The organism is Sodalis sp. (in: enterobacteria) (assembly GCF_047607725.1).
Lineage (GTDB): Bacteria > Pseudomonadota > Gammaproteobacteria > Enterobacterales > Enterobacteriaceae > JBLKSS01.
In genome coordinates this window covers 1-14,851 of sequence record NZ_JBLKSS010000008.1, presented here as the reverse complement: position 1 = coordinate 14,851, position 14,851 = coordinate 1, and the positions used below count along the sequence as shown (strand labels likewise).

The following is a 14,851-nucleotide window of genomic DNA, read 5'->3' as shown; positions in this document are numbered from 1 at the left end:
CGCCGATGGAAGGTTGGCAACGCGCTTTCGTGCTGCATGCACGCCCCTACAGCGAAACCAGGCTGCTTCAGGACTTTTTCACTGAGCATCAAGGACAGGTGCGCGTTCTGGCCAAGGGCGCGCGTTCGCGCCGCTCCGCGCTTAAAGGCGCGCTGCAGCCGTTTACGCCGTTGCTGGCTCGCTGGGGCGGCCGCGGCGAGATAAAGACCCTGCGTAGCGCCGAACCCGTCTCGCTGGGCCTGCCGCTAACCGGGCTAATGCTGTATAGCGGACTCTATATTAACGAGCTGCTGTCGCGCGTGCTCGCCCATGAAACCGATTACTCCACGCTGTTTTACGATTACCTCCAGTGTCTGCAATGGCTGGCGGGTGCCACCGGTTCGCCGGAGCCGGCGCTGCGCCGTTTTGAACTGGCGTTGCTGACGCATCTGGGTTACGGCGTCAATTTCCTGCATTGCGCCGGCTCCGGCGAGCCGGTCGACGACGCCATGACCTATCGTTACCGGGAGGAGAAAGGCTTTATCGCCAGCGTCCTCTTGGATCGCTATAGCTTCAGCGGGCGCGAGTTTCCCGACGTTGACACGCTGCGCGCGGCCAAGCGGTTCACCCGTATGGCGCTGAAACCCTATCTGGGCGGCAAACCGCTAAAGAGCCGCGAACTGTTTCGCCAGTTTCTCGACCGGCGCCCGGCCGGCGCCGGCGATGCGGCGGCGCGCGATGCAGGTCCGCCGGGGCCAGCCGGTGAAGCGGGTGAGCAATAAACTGGCCTGCGCCACCACGCTGGTTTACACTGCGACACAGTATCGACAACAGTCAGGGGAAGGGGATGTCTGAATTGCTGCTGGGCGTGAATATCGATCATATTGCAACGTTACGCAATGCGCGCGGGACGGCCTGGCCGGATCCAGTTCAAGCGGCTTTTATCGCCGAGCAAGCGGGGGCCGACGGCATTACCGTGCATCTGCGTGAAGATCGCCGGCATATCACCGATCGGGATGTCCATCTGCTGCGCAAGACGATTCAGACCCGAATGAATCTGGAAATGGCGGTGACGGAGGAGATGGTGGCTATTGCCTGCTCCTTGTCGCCGCACTTTTGTTGCCTGGTGCCGGAAAAGCGCCAGGAAGTCACCACCGAAGGCGGGCTGGATGTGGCCGGCCAGCGCGACAAACTGCGTCAGGCCGTGGCCCGTTTGAGCGATGCCGGGATCCAGGTCTCGCTGTTTATCGATGCCGATGAGCGTCAGATCGCGGCAGCGGCGGAGGTGGGCGCGCCCTACATTGAAATCCATACCGGCGCCTATGCCGACGCGGCCGATGAGACATCGCGCGCCGCGGAGTTCGCCCGCATCAGCCAGGGCGCGCAGTACGCCACGACGCTGGGCCTCAAGGTCAATGCCGGCCATGGTCTTGATTATCATAATGTCAAGCCCATGGCCGCGCTGGCACCTATGCAGGAGCTGAATATCGGCCACGCGATTATCAGCCGCGCCGTGATTGGCGGCCTGGCGGAAGCGGTAAGAGACATGAAACGCCTGATGCGTGAAGCGCGCGGCTGATGGCGATTGTCGGTATAGGTACCGATATCGTCGAGATTGGACGTATTGAGGCGGTCGTTTCCCGCAGCGGCGATCGGCTTGCGCGCCGGATCCTCAGTCCCGCTGAATGGTTGCAATATCAGCAGCACAATCAGCCAGTACGCTTCCTCGCCAAACGTTTCGCGGTAAAAGAGGCGGCGTCTAAGGCGCTTGGCACCGGTATTCGTGACGGGCTGGCTTTTGCGCAGTTTGAGGCCTGCAATGATGCGCTGGGTAAACCTTCATTACGGTTGTTTGCCCAGGCGGCGGAACTGGCCAGCCGATTAGGCGTTACCGGCATATACGTCACGTTGGCCGATGAGCGGCATTACACTTGCGCGACGGTCATTTTTGAACGCTGACGCCGCGCGGCTGTGGTCATCGGGCTAAAGCCTATCGGCGTGGTGGTGCAGCACAAACTTTTCCCACAGCGCATCGCTATTTTCCACACGCTGAGGATCGGCAATAATCGTGTGGTCGATAGGGCATACCTGCTGGCAGGTGGGGCGATCATAGTGACCGATACACTCCGTACAGCGGTCGGCATCGATTTGATAATACTCCGCGCCCATACTGATGGCCTCGTTCGGGCACTCCGGTTCGCACATATCGCAGTTGATGCAGCGCTTAGTAATAAGTAAAGTCATTTCAACGCATTACCATGATAACAATTTAAAATCAATAATTTATGGCGATTTTGTATTATTCACCATTATTAACTTACTGTGTGTTTATCCAGTGTATTTAACGCTAATAAACTCAATTCCGTAACACAAAACCGCAACACATTGCATTTTGTCCCGTCGAAAAAACCTGCATGTGTGAGCCTGTTTTCTGCGCCTTAGCAGATAAGGATTGAGAATGCCACGCACTGTAACACATAAACCGGATAGCCCTAATAATGACGATGTTTTAGCCGCATCTGAAAAGTGGGACGCCTGTAAGCCGCCCTATACCAGTGCACACATGAAAATCTGTGTTGCTGCTGCAAAAATCATCCTCACAGCCTGCGGTGTAGTCCGCCGATCCAAATACGAAAAAGAGAACTATCTCCGCATCGATTTCAGTAAAGCGGGTAAGGCTACATTTTATGCCGAGTTCCCAAAAAAGATGGGGCTCAAAGGTAAAAAGCTCGGCGAATGGCCAGAGCTCGCAATCCAGCTGGCGCGCGAAAAAGTGTTAGGAATGGCGGAGGGTGGTTTGCGCGCCGAGTCTGTTCATGCTGCGCTGGAAATGTACCGGGATGACCTTAAAGCCAAAGTATCTAGGCAGAAACTTAGCTCCGACAGTCTTACTACCTACGGAGTACGCATCGACCGGATTAAGGCGACGTTCGACGAGTGCGAAGTATTCAGCGATGTGACATACAACCGACTGGTGGATGTGCTGGACAAATGGATCGCTACCCGCTCGAACAATAACGCACTTGAGCTGTTCGCCGAGCTTCGCAGGTTCTGGAAATTCTGCGCCCCGAAGCTTTGCAATGGCCGCAATGTAGCTGCCAGTCTGCCCGATGATTATGTTTCCTCACGTGTTCAGAAGCCAACCTCTACACGGCTTTTTACAGACATCGAATCAATTGCCCAGCTCTGGTGTAATGTGGCCGCGTGTACCTCGATACACCAAAAGAATGCAGTTCGCTTCATAATCATCACAGGCGTTCGTCCGATAAACGTTCATAACCTGCGCTGGGACTACGTTTATGAGGAATCTGGCGAGATTGTTTATCCAGAAGGAGTTATCGGCATGTGTGGGGCCATGAAAACACAAAAGGCCTTCCGCTTGCCGATAACACCAGAGCTCCGGCATATTATCGGCGAGCAGAAATCTTGGCGAGATTCAGTTCCCGAGTGCAATAAAGATTTCGTATTCCTGCAGCCACGTGACCCAATGCAGCCCTTTTCAAAAAGATCGCTGGATAAATTGGTGAAAACATACAGCCCTGAAGGTGCTGTTAAAGGTATGAGGCATGACGGGACAATTAAGGGGAAAGAAGGGGCGTTTAATACTATGTGCCGCAAATTCTTAAAGAGTAATATTATCGCCTTGATGAAGGAGAGAGGCTATTCCCGATCAGAGCGAAGGGAAATAAGCCTCCTGTGCCTTCACCACTCCAGTAAGTCCGATGACCCTATGGCAAAGCACTACGATTTTTCAGATGAGATATTACAGGAAGAGATCGTGCTAAAGCGTGAAGCATTCGAGGCCCACGAACGGAGCATACTCGCGCAAATTGCACTGCTCAGGAGACGAGGTTAATATTGACTGCGGTATTTCTGAATAAAAGCGTCGACGTTACGGCGCTCATAGCGAACCACTTTCGCGCTGAAACGTATGGGCACTAGTACAGCGCGATGACGGTGCTTTATATTCCATTCACATAATGTTTTCTGCGTGATACCTAGCTTTCGGCATACTTCGTCCGGGGTGAGCAGATTGTCGGGTTGCTCAATCATTTCAAACCTCTCTTCTTTTTCCGCTTCATCGCCTCTAATAAAATGTCCTGCACCTTGCGCTTCGAGTCGCGCCGCTCCATGACCAGTTCATCGACGGTATCGGTGGCGACAATGTGGTGAATGAATACCGGGCGCGGGTGCCCGGCCTGTGCCTGCCGGGTAGGGCCGATGCGCTCGATAATCTGCTGGTACTGCTCAAGGCCCCACCAGTGGGAGAAAAACACCAGGACATTACCGCCGTCCTGAAGGTTCAGCCCGTGCCCGGCGCTGGCAGGGTGGGCGAACAGTAGCGGTATCCGTCCGGCGTTCCAGTCGCTGATGGTCTGGGGGTTGGCATCCAGATGACAGCCATCGGGAAAGGCGTTAAGCAGATGCTCAAGGTCGTGCTTCCAGTGATAGTGATAGGCGACCAGCACGGTCGTACCGCCGGATTCGCTGATGATGCTCTCCAGTGCCTTGAGCTCTTCATCGTGCACGCTCAGCCACTCGCCGTTGTCGTCGGTATACACAGCGCCACTGGCAAGTTGCAGGCACTTCATCGTGCGGGCGGCAGCGTTGGGCGCTTCGATACCGGTATCTTCCAGTTCGAGGAACATTTTTTGCTCCATCTCCTCGTACTGCTTGCGGGCTTTTGACGGCAGGGTGACGTTAATGGTGTTGTGAATGTGCTGGTCGATGTCGAACCAGTCGGCAGGGTTGAGCGATAGCGTGAACTCGGCCAGTGCTTCGTGTATCTCCTCTTGCGCGTACTCCAGTGGTATCAGCTTTGAGAACGGCTGGCCGGGGAACTGTAGCTTCCTGAACCAGCGGCTTTCAAACGAACCGAAGTTTTTCATCAGTGCTTTACCTTGGTCAACGAACCACACCGGCCCCCACAAGTCGATTAAGCCGTTAGGGGCGGGCGTGCCGGTCAGATTGACCCAGCGGTCAACGAATTTATGTGCGATCTTCGCCAACGCCGCCGCACGCTTTCCACCGGAGTTCAGCCGGAAAGACTTAAGACGGGTGCTCCCGTCAGCGATAACGTTGCCGAATGGCCAGCGCCCGCGCAGCGTTTCAACCAGCCACAGCACGTTTTCGTAGTTGGCGTTGCTGTTCGCCAGCGCCGCCTGCCGCTGTTTTGGCGTGCCTGTGATGGGTTGCACCTCAAGACCACGCAGATGCGTCCATTTAAGCGCTTCATCCGGCCAGGTGGATGTCGCGACGCGCAGTGGGGCCAGTACCAGAGCCGGTCGCGTTTCGCTGCCCGATTTGAATAAAGTGTCCAGCGCCGTTAATGTCGCGACGGTTTTGCCCATACCCATGCCTGCCCAGATATTGCAGCGTGGATGCGTGAGAATATGTGTCACCATCCGCGCCTGATAAGGGCGCGGGGTAAATACTTTTCTAGCCGACACGCAGCGCCTCCCAATATAAATCGGGGTGGGTGCCTTTGTATCTTCCGTGCTGGCCTTTCGCCGTGAAAATTAATGTGTTTTCAGAATACAGCATAATAGTAGCTCCGTGGTAAGGTCCGCCGTAAAGACGGAATTTTCTACGCCTGAGTATTTTGCGCATATGAATGTCTGACTTATTTATGCCTGCATAATGACTTTCACAAAATCGTCGCGCTGCTCATCGGTGAGTTCAAATTTAACGTGCGCAACGCCCATCTCGTTAGATTCAATAACGATAAGACCTTTATCATTACGAGAAACGTTAAACCCGTTATGGATTGATTCCCATTTTTCAAGGCCATTATGGACAACGCGTGTCTGATTATAATATCTGCTCATGGCTACCCCCTTGATGACCTAATGCCGCGTAGGTGTTTACGATAATGTCGATAAGAATTTCAGTCGATGATGCTTTATTTTTCAGTCCCTTTTCATAGATGCTGATAATTGACTCTTTGAAATTCTCACCCTCTTTTAACGTAAGCGCCCCGTGAAGGACATCTTGAATTATTGGTGGGTTTGTTGTACGAGACAGTAAACCTACGTTACACGCTTATGCTCATTGCATTTTCACATTGTATTGATTTTAATAACTTTTATTTCCATCCCGATTTGAGTGATATAAAATTAGTGGTTCTGAAGTTTGTGATAGTGTCCATTAAAATTTAAGTGGACACTATCATCGCCGGATTATCCATGATCTGACAGCCGTCCCTTATAGGATGTGGGTTCACTAGGCATCGTAGTGGAACATATTCTTACCGGGCCATACAACAAACCCACCAATAATTCAAGACGTCCTCCACGGGGCGCTTACGATCGAACCGGGACGCTATATGGAGCAGGTATTGCATATGAAATATATCGGCACCGGCGCCACTTCCACACAGCCGCAGTTGGCCATTGCCGAATTTCTGCGTCAGGGGCATTACCTGAAGCACGTAAGCCGGATGCGCGCACGCTATCAGCTAAATCGCGACATCATGACGGAATGGGTGCAGCGTTATTTTCCGGCGGGGACCCGGATCAGCCGACCGCAGGGGGGATTTCTGCTGTGGATAGAGTTGCCGCCGGCGTTTGATACCCTGCGGCTAAACCGTCAATTGGAAAGCAAAGGCGTACAGGTGGCGGTGGGGCCCATTTTCTCCGCTTCCGGGAAATACCGCCACTGCCTGCGCCTCAATTACGCCAATCGCATGACCCCGGCTATTGAGGCGGCGGTAAAATGCATCGGCGAAACGGTAGCGCAGCAGTTGGAAGCCTGCGCTTTGCTGACCCCGGCGGCGGAAGCGGCGCAGGACGGGCAATAGCGAGCGATCCTTTTAGCGGAAATTTACGCTCTCCGGCTCCTGCAAACAGAGCATCGACTGCGACGGCTGGGTCTGAGCTATCACCCGCCCGCGGCGGATAACATAGCGCGGCGGCGTCTGGCGCCGTACGGCATCGAAACCATTTTCCGCCGGCAGGATCAGCAAATTGGCCTGATAACCGCATTTGATGCCGTACTCGCTCAGATTGAGCATCCGGGCGCCGTTGCCGGTAATCAGGTTCAGCCCGTTATTAATCTGCTCATACCCCATCAATTGGCATACGTGCAGGCCCATATGCAGCACCTGCAGCATATTGCCGGTGCCGAGGGGATACCAGGGGTCAAACACATCATCATGGCCGAAACAGACATTGATGCCCTGTGCCAGCATCTCTTTCACGCGAGTGACGCCGCGGCGCTTTGGGTAATCATCGAAACGGCCCTGCAGGTGGATATTCACCAGCGGATTGGCGACGAAATTGATGCCCGACATTTTCAGTAGGCGGAACAGGCGCGCGGTATAGGCGCCATTATAGGAATGCATGGCGGTGGTATGGCTGGCGGTGACCCTGCCGCCCAGGCGGGCCTCCAGCGCCAGCGGCGCCACGGTTTCCACAAAGCGCGACTGTTCGTCATCTATCTCGTCGCAATGAACGTCCACCAGCCGATCGTACTTTTGCGCCAACGCGAAAACTTTATGCAAAGACGCGATGCCATACTCGCGGGTAAATTCATAATGGGGGATCGCGCCAACCACATCCGCGCCCAGCCGCAACGCCTCCTCCAACAGGGCCTCGCCGTCCGGGAAAGAGAGGATCCCCTCCTGGGGAAACGCCACCAGCTGTAAATCCACCCAGGGCGCCGCTTCCTGCTTGACTTCCAACAGCGCTTTTAAAGCCGTCAGCGACGGATCGGAGACGTCCACATGGCTGCGTACGTGCTGAATGCCGTTTGCGATCTGCCACTTCAGCGTCTGCCAGGCGCGGGTTTTGACGTCCTCGTGGGTCAGCTCGGCCTTGCGCTCCGCCCAGCGGGCAATACCCTCAAACAGCGTGCCGGACTCATTCCAGCGCGGGTCGCTAGCGGTTTGGGTGGTATCAAGATGAATATGGGGTTCCACAAAGGGTGGTATAGCCAATCCGCCCTCGGCGTTGAGGACCCCTTCGCCGTCCCGCTGGCCGTAATTTTGTGGCGCCAGACGGCGGATGATTCCCTGCTCGAGGGTGATTTGCCATAAACCTTCACGCCAGGGCAGTCGGACGTGACTGATAGTCTGCAGCAGGGGATTAGGCACGGGTTACCTCGCTTTTATCAGGGGCCTGAATGATAGATAGCGTAACCGCGGCAGAATAACAACCGCTTATAATTCATTACCTTTACCGGGCGGCGCAGAAAAAGCGTGAGAAAAGGCGTGTCCGGCCTGAGCATACCGGCATCAGGCTGGGCGCGCGTGGGGGGTGAATAACTCAGGGTTTGGCGACAAAGCCCACCGCTTCATAGACCTTGGCCAGGGTCACGCTGGCCTGAGCGCGGGCTTTTTCCGCCCCGTCGCGCAGGACGTGATTCAGATAGGCTTCGTCGGCGCGTAGGGCATGGTAGCGGGCCTGTAACGAGGTCAGCATTTCCGACACCGCATCCGCGACGGCGGTTTTCAGATGGCCGTACATTTTGCCGGCAAACGCCTGCTCCAGCTCAGCCACCGGCGTGCCGGTCACGCCTGAGAGAATATCCAGCAAATTGGAAACGCCGGGTTTCGTCACGGGATCGTATCGCACCACCGGCGGTTCGTCGGAATCGGTTACCGCACGCTTGAGTTTCTTGACCACGGATTTCGGATCTTCAAGCAGCGTAATCACGTTATTGCGGTTATCATCTGATTTCGACATCTTTTTCGTCGGATCCAGCAACGACATCACCCGTGTGCCGGATTTAGGAATAAACGGCTCCGGAATGGTAAAAATGTCGCCATATAGCGCATTGAACCGCTTGGCGATATCGCGGCTGAGCTCCAAGTGCTGTTTCTGATCTTCCCCGACCGGCACCTGATTGGTCTGATAGAGCAGAATATCCGCCGCCATCAGCACCGGATAATCAAACAACCCGGCGTTGATGTTTTCGGCGTAACGGGCCGATTTATCCTTGAACTGGGTCATCCGGCTCAGTTCGCCGAAATAGGTATAACAGTTCAACAGCCAGCCCAGCTGGCTATGCTCCGGCACGTGCGACTGAATGAAAACCGTACTTCTGGCGGGATCGATACCGCAGGCCAGATACAGCGCCAGAACATCCAACGTCGCCTTGCGCAGCTGCGGGGCATCCTGACGGGCGGTGATGGCATGCAGGTCAACGATACAATAAATACAGTCATAATCATCCTGCATACTGACCCACTGACGCAGCGCACCCATATAGTTGCCAATGGTCAATTCTCCTGACGGCTGCGCGCCGCTGAATACGATGGGCTTACTCATTTTAAACGTCCTGATTAACGGAAGGTGACAGCCTGAGCACGGGCAAAAGATCGGCAAAACGGTCCAGAACGTAATCCGGATGACTCAAGGTGATCGCTTCACCGTAGTTATAGCCATAGGTCATGCCGGCGCTTGGGCAGCCGGCAGCTTTGGCCGCGAGGATATCATTACGTGAATCGCCGACGAACAGCAGCTCGCGGGCATAAAGCCCCAAATGGCCGAGCACCAGATAAAGCGGAGCCGGGTGCGGCTTTTTGGCCGAAACGTCATCGCCGCCGATAATCAGCGCGAAATGGCGCTCAATGCCGAGCGAGGCCAGCAGCGGCGCGACGAAGGGCGTGGGCTTGTTGGTCACCACCGCCATCGGCAGCCCCTGAAGCGCCAGCCGCGCCAGCGTATCCGCGATCTCGGGAAACAGTGTACTGCCCGCCGCCACCGTTCCGGCATAATGCTCATCGAAGCGCCGGCGGGTGGCGCGCTGCAGCACGGCGTCCGGTTCCGTCTGGGTAGCCCAGCGCAGCGCGCGCGCCACCAGCACATCGGCGCCGTTGCCGATCCAGGTGGCGATACGCGCCAGGCCGGCCGGGGGCAGGCCCTGCTCTGAAAGCGTCCGATCGAGAGCGGCGGTTAAGCCGGGGGCGCTGTCGGTTAGGTTGCCATCAAGATCAAACACGATACCGTGGATAGGCCGTTCTTCACGCATTCCCCACCGCTCCCGCCAATTCGTGACGCATGGCATCGATGACGGTACGGTAATCCGGCTGGCTGAATATGGCGGAGCCGGCGACGAACATATCGGCGCCCGCGGCGGCGATAGCGCCGATGTTGTCCACTTTGACGCCGCCGTCCACCTCCAGCCGGATATCCCTGCCGCTAAGATCGATTAGCCGCCGCGCCTGGCGCAGTTTATCCAGCGTAGAGGGTAAGAACGACTGACCGCCGAAACCGGGGTTGACTGACATCAGCAGGATGACATCAAGCTTATCCAGCACATACTCAAGGCAGCTCAGGGGCGTGGCGGGATTAAATACCAGTCCGGCCTTGCAACCGTGCTCCTTGATGAGCTGCAGCGAGCGGTCGATATGTTCCGATGCCTCCGGGTGAAAGGTAATATAACTCGCGCCGGCGGCGGCAAAATCCGGGATCAAGCGATCGACCGGTCTCACCATCAAATGCACATCAATGGGAGCGGTAATGCCATAGCTGTGCAGCGCTTTAAGCACCATCGGCCCCATGGTCAGATTAGGAACATAATGATTATCCATCACATCAAAATGCACGACGTCCGCCCCGGCGGATATCACTCGGGCGGTATCTTCACCCAGGAGGGCGAAATCCGCGGAAAGGATGGAAGGGGCGATTAAAAAGTTTTTCATCCATGTCTCCCGTCAGTTACGGTCAGTCTGCGGCGGGGCGACCCCGCTCAAAGATATAACGCCAACAGCTCATTTACGCTGCTGCGCCCGAAGATATTGCTGCTGATGGTCCGTCGCGCCGTGACATGATGCAGCACCGCATCGCCATACCATTTCCGGGTCAGCGCGGTATCGTGATTGGAAATCAGCACCGGTATCCGGCTTTCGCGAGCCAGCTGGCTGGCGAGGCGCACCAGATTCTGCTGTTCGGTCAAATTGAAGCTATTAGTATGGTATGCCGTAAAGTTCGCGGTGGTAGAGAGCGGCACATAGGGCGGATCACAATACACCACCGAGCCCGGTACGGCGCGAGATAGCGTTTGCTGATAGTGCTCGCAGACAAACACTGCCCGGCGGGCTTTCTCGGCGAACCGGTAAAGTTCCAACTCCGGAAAATACGGCTTTTTATAGCGGCCGAAAGGGACGTTGAACTCACCGCTCAGGTTATATCGGCACAGGCCGTTGTAGCAATGCCGGTTGAGATAAAGAAACAATACCGCGCGCCGGTGGGCGTCCGTACAGAGATTAAACTCGCGGCGCAGCAGGTAGTAAACCTCCGAGATGTTGGCGTCAGCGGCAAATAACTCACGGGCGTCGCGGATAAAGTCGTTCGGGCGCTCTTTAACGATATTGAACAGATTGATGAGATCACTGTTTATGTCAGCGAGGATGTAGCGGTCGTAATCCGTATTGAGGAACACCGAGCCGGCGCCGACAAAAGGCTCTATCAGGCAATCGCCCGCCGGCAGGTGACGGCGGATAGCCTCAATCAGCGGGTACTTGCCGCCGGCCCATTTCAAAAACGCGCGGTTCTTCTTCATGCCTTCGCTACTTACTCACACTCTTCAGAGCCGCGGATTGTACCCTGTTTACCATAGCGCTACAGCGCTATCTTCAGGAACGCTTAATTATTTTGGTCCTTTTTAACCTGACCGATTTGCCGCGCCCAGGGTTTCTGGGCCTGCACATCAGCGGGCAATTGCGCCACCGCGTTTTTGGCCTGCGACAGCGAAGGATAAACCCCGTTTACCAGCACGTACCAAGGCTTGCCATCGCGGCGGGTCTGATACACCCAATAATGGCTCAACTGCTGTTGGCACGCATAGGCGTTAAGCGTAGCCGACTGCGAAGCGCTGCTTAACTGCAGCGTGTAATAAACCGGCAGGTGCAGATTGAATCGTTCCCGCTGTGCTGCCCGCGGCTGCGGACGGCGAAGAGGCGGACGGCGCTCGGGCGCTCGAGGTCGCTTTCGGCGCGCTGGCGGCCGGCGCTCGGCACCATTGGCGTTTGTTTCGGTTCGCGGCGTGCGGCGGCAGGCGCCTTCGCCGGTGATTTGTTCTGTTGTGCGCCGCTGCGGCTGCCCGGCGTCAGAGTGGCCGTCGCGGTGGGTAGGGTCGAAACCGGCACCTGACCGTTCATTTGCGCGGCCACGCCGTTAACCTGATTTCCCTACTGGGACAGCGCGTCGGCCATATTGCCCGGTAATTCCACGCGCTGCTGCCCGCTCGGTGTGGTGACCGGCGCGGCTTCCGTTGGCGTTGGGGCGACCTGCGGCCCACGCAGCTCTTGCGGCGCGGTGGCGCCAGGGGAGGACGGCGTGGCGTCGGAGCCGGAGGTCGAGCCGGAGAGATCGATATTACGCTGGCCGTTATTGTCAGCGCCTTGGCGGCTTGAATCGGTACGCGACGGAGATTTGAGCGCCGAACCAATGCTAATCACCAGCAACAGCAGCACCAGAATGCCGATACCTATCATCAAATGCTGTCTGGATACCGGCACTTTCAGCACGGTAGGACCTTTCCGCTGGCGGGGGGGGGACGGCGATCGCTGCTATCGGGTCTCAGTTCGTCTTCCGACTTGAACTCATCCATATAAAACTCTCCGACTGAGAGGGGTTTTTCCAGCGCCGGAGCGCGGGAAGGGTTATCACACTAAACCGGCCATGCCACGCGCCCTGGCGTGCGGCCGACCGGCTCAGGCCTGGCAATCCTTAATCGATGCCACCACCATATCATCAGCCACGCCGGCGCGCACTTCAGCGTTGCCGAGCGTCACCGGCAGCACCAGACGTAGCTGGCCGGCGATGACTTTTTTGTCGCGCATCATATGCGGCAAGTAATCTTCCGCAGCCATTTCCGCCGGCCCGCTGACCGGCAGGCCGGCACGCAGCAACAGCGCGCTGACCCGCTCGGCGTCCGTATCGCTGAACTGACCGAGGCGGCGCGCGGCGCGCACCGCCATCATCATTCCGGCGGCCACGACTTCGCCATGCAGCCAGTTGCCATAACCCATATGGGTTTCGATGGCGTGGCCGTAGGTGTGACCGAGATTAAGCAGCGCGCGCTGCCCCTGCTCGCGTTCATCCTCGGCCACCACGTCCGCCTTCAGCTGGCAGCAGCGGCGGATGCAATAGGCGAGCGCCTGGGGCTCCAGCGCCAGCAGCGCGTCAAGATTGTCCTCAAGCCACGCGAAAAACGCCGCATCAAGAATAATACCGTACTTGATGACTTCCGCCAGGCCTGAGGATAATTCCCGCCGCGGCAGCGTATTCAGACAGTCCAAATCGATAACCACCGAGGCGGGCTGATAGAAGGCGCCGATCATGTTCTTGCCGAGAGGATGGTTGACCGCGGTTTTACCGCCTACCGACGAGTCGACCTGAGAAAGTAGCGTGGTGGGAACCTGAATAAAACGCACGCCCCGCTGATAGCTGGCGGCGGCGAAGCCGGCCAGATCACCGATGACGCCGCCACCGAGCGCGATGATGGTGGTATCGCGGCCATGGGGTTTGGCCAACAGCGCGGTGAAAACCTGATCCAGCACCGTCAGCGATTTGTTCTGCTCGCCGTCGTGCAAGACCACCCGATCGACCTTGATGCCGGCCTGGCTCAGTCGCCCACTCAGGGAGTCCAGATACAAAGGCGCGAGGCGGTCATTGGTCACCAGCAGGGCGTTATCGCCACGCGTTAACGGCCAAAAAGACGCCGGATCATTGAATAACCCGGCGGCAATGGTAACCGGGTAGCTGCGCTCCCCTAATGTAATGGTAATCCTCTCCATGGGACGCTCAATGACCTTTTCGGCATCTCGTTAATTCAGATTAGCTGCTTTCCAGCATATTGATAATTTGGTTAGCAACAACCTTGGCGCTTTGTTCGTCGGTGCGGATAGTGACGTCCGCTATTTCTTCATACAGCGGGTTACGCTCGCGAGCCAGCGCTTCCAGGACGTCGCGCGGCGGAGCTTCTACTTGCAACAGCGGGCGTTTCTTATCACGCTGCGTACGGGCCAGCTGTTTTTCAATGGTGGTTTCGAGATAAACAACCACACCGCGGGCGGAGAGGCGGTTGCGTGTTTCGCGCGATTTCACGGAGCCACCGCCGGTAGCCAGCACAATCCCCTGCTTTTCGGTCAGTTCGTTGATGACTTTTTCTTCTCGATCGCGGAAGCCGTCTTCGCCTTCCACATCAAATACCCAGCCTACATCAGCCCCAGTGCGTCGCTCAATCTCTTGATCAGAATCGAAAAGCTCCATATTAAGTTGTTGAGCCAACTGACGCCCAATGGTGCTTTTGCCGGCACCCATAGGCCCAACCAGAAAGATATTGCGTTTCTCTGCCATGTTTTTCGGTATTACTAAGATTATTCGTTAATGACAACCCGCCCCGCCAATCAAATTAGCGGCGGGACCTAAACTGAAACCTCATGAGCGTTAGTGCGAGAATCAGGCGAAAATTATCTCAACACTCCGGGTAGTTTGGCAACCGATTAAATTGATGCCTACACCGCAAGCCGGATCCCCGGTATCACCACCGGTATGACATTTGCCGCAAAATCAGCGATGCTCAATGGGTTACCCTTGTAAGCGAAATCGCCGACAGCGTCAAATTGATAACGAAAAAAACGCATAAATTGTTACCACATACCCGCTTTCGTCCGGTTTAAGCGGCGGTAGTCTATCCTGATATGCGGGTGGGTGTAATAAAAATAACTAATTCACGTTGTTTATAATTAGTGCAGATTCCGACGTATCCGATCATCTGTTCCAGCGACATCCGATCAGTTATTCCGATATTTTCCGATCACCCATTCCAGTGATATTCGATCACGTGTTCGCTCATCTTCTGACTCAGTTTTAGTCTATTTTTCCTGTGCTGGCTACTCCTTGCTCTTTGCGTAGTGATTCGC

Annotated in this window: 14 protein-coding genes and 2 pseudogenes; 5 read left to right on the top strand and 11 right to left on the bottom strand. The window is 56.1% G+C overall.

Going from position 1 to position 14,851, the window contains the following annotated elements; translation table 11 throughout:
• The first annotated feature begins 5 nt into the window (after nucleotides 1-5).
• The 3 genes from recO (at nucleotide 6) to acpS (ending at nucleotide 1,938) form a co-directional block, all read left to right on the top strand.
• Nucleotides 6-761, top strand: coding sequence for a DNA repair protein RecO (gene recO / locus ACMX3H_RS00600; protein WP_415209400.1), 756 nt, complete (start codon nucleotides 6-8; stop codon nucleotides 759-761).
• Nucleotides 762-826: 65 nt separating this feature from the next.
• Nucleotides 827-1,558 carry a pyridoxine 5'-phosphate synthase gene (pdxJ, locus tag ACMX3H_RS00595; RefSeq protein ID WP_415209399.1) on the top strand — a complete coding sequence of 244 codons (732 nt, stop codon included), beginning with the start codon at nucleotides 827-829 and terminating at the stop codon, nucleotides 1,556-1,558.
• Nucleotides 1,558-1,938, top strand: coding sequence for a holo-ACP synthase (gene acpS, locus ACMX3H_RS00590; protein ID WP_415209398.1), 381 nt, complete (start codon nucleotides 1,558-1,560; stop codon nucleotides 1,936-1,938). The genes pdxJ and acpS overlap by 1 nt, the downstream gene beginning before the upstream one ends.
• A 24-nt stretch (nucleotides 1,939-1,962) precedes the next feature.
• Here acpS and ACMX3H_RS00585 read toward each other — a convergent pair whose 3' ends face one another.
• A complete protein-coding gene (locus ACMX3H_RS00585) occupies nucleotides 1,963-2,223 on the bottom strand; it encodes a YfhL family 4Fe-4S dicluster ferredoxin (RefSeq protein ID WP_415209397.1) in 261 nt (86 codons plus the stop codon).
• 214 nt (nucleotides 2,224-2,437) lie between these two features.
• Between ACMX3H_RS00585 and ACMX3H_RS00580 the strand changes: the two genes are divergently transcribed.
• Nucleotides 2,438-3,835, top strand: coding sequence for a recombinase (locus ACMX3H_RS00580; RefSeq protein WP_415209396.1), 1,398 nt, complete (start codon nucleotides 2,438-2,440; stop codon nucleotides 3,833-3,835).
• Between the two features lie 193 nt (nucleotides 3,836-4,028).
• Here the strand turns inward: ACMX3H_RS00580 and ACMX3H_RS00575 are convergent, their stop codons facing one another.
• Together ACMX3H_RS00575 and ACMX3H_RS00570 are read right to left on the bottom strand one after the other, a co-directional pair.
• Complete coding sequence (locus ACMX3H_RS00575) at nucleotides 4,029-5,384, bottom strand: SNF2-related protein (RefSeq protein WP_415209395.1); 1,356 nt, start codon at nucleotides 5,382-5,384, stop codon at nucleotides 4,029-4,031.
• A gap of 222 nt (nucleotides 5,385-5,606) precedes the next feature.
• Nucleotides 5,607-5,807 (bottom strand): hypothetical protein, encoded by a 201-nt coding sequence (locus ACMX3H_RS00570; RefSeq protein ID WP_415209394.1) that lies wholly within the window; start codon nucleotides 5,805-5,807, stop codon nucleotides 5,607-5,609.
• Between the two features lie 479 nt (nucleotides 5,808-6,286).
• Here ACMX3H_RS00570 and ACMX3H_RS00565 point away from each other — a divergent pair.
• Nucleotides 6,287-6,778 (top strand): annotated as a pseudogene (locus ACMX3H_RS00565) (aminotransferase class I/II-fold pyridoxal phosphate-dependent enzyme); the annotation flags it as partial.
• 12 nt (nucleotides 6,779-6,790) lie between these two features.
• On the opposite strand, the gene ACMX3H_RS00560 reads toward ACMX3H_RS00565, so the two are convergent.
• The 8 genes and pseudogenes from ACMX3H_RS00560 to aroK form a co-directional block, all read right to left on the bottom strand.
• The gene (locus tag ACMX3H_RS00560; protein WP_415209393.1) at nucleotides 6,791-8,071 is read right to left on the bottom strand and encodes a cytosine deaminase; all 1,281 of its coding nucleotides are present in this window, start codon (nucleotides 8,069-8,071) and stop codon (nucleotides 6,791-6,793) included.
• A gap of 172 nt (nucleotides 8,072-8,243) precedes the next feature.
• A complete protein-coding gene (gene trpS / locus ACMX3H_RS00555; RefSeq protein ID WP_415209392.1) occupies nucleotides 8,244-9,248 on the bottom strand; it encodes a tryptophan--tRNA ligase in 1,005 nt (334 codons plus the stop codon).
• A 1-nt stretch (nucleotide 9,249) separates the two neighbouring features.
• The gene (locus ACMX3H_RS00550) at nucleotides 9,250-9,951 is read right to left on the bottom strand and encodes a phosphoglycolate phosphatase (RefSeq protein ID WP_415209391.1); all 702 of its coding nucleotides are present in this window, start codon (nucleotides 9,949-9,951) and stop codon (nucleotides 9,250-9,252) included.
• Complete coding sequence (gene rpe, locus ACMX3H_RS00545) at nucleotides 9,944-10,624, bottom strand: ribulose-phosphate 3-epimerase (protein ID WP_415209390.1); 681 nt, start codon at nucleotides 10,622-10,624, stop codon at nucleotides 9,944-9,946. The genes ACMX3H_RS00550 and rpe overlap by 8 nt, the downstream gene beginning before the upstream one ends.
• 47 nt (nucleotides 10,625-10,671) lie before the next feature.
• Nucleotides 10,672-11,484, bottom strand: coding sequence for an adenine-specific DNA-methyltransferase (dam, locus tag ACMX3H_RS00540; RefSeq protein WP_415209389.1), 813 nt, complete (start codon nucleotides 11,482-11,484; stop codon nucleotides 10,672-10,674).
• Nucleotides 11,485-11,567: 83 nt separating this feature from the next.
• A pseudogene (locus ACMX3H_RS00535) lies at nucleotides 11,568-12,534 on the bottom strand (SPOR domain-containing protein).
• 103 nt (nucleotides 12,535-12,637) lie between these two features.
• Nucleotides 12,638-13,723, bottom strand: a complete 1,086-nt coding sequence (gene aroB / locus ACMX3H_RS00530; protein ID WP_415209388.1) for a 3-dehydroquinate synthase — start codon at nucleotides 13,721-13,723, stop codon at nucleotides 12,638-12,640.
• A gap of 40 nt (nucleotides 13,724-13,763) precedes the next feature.
• Entirely contained in the window at nucleotides 13,764-14,285 is a 522-nt protein-coding gene (gene aroK, locus ACMX3H_RS00525) for a shikimate kinase AroK (RefSeq protein ID WP_415209387.1), read from the bottom strand.
• Between the last annotated feature and the right edge of the window lie 566 nt (nucleotides 14,286-14,851).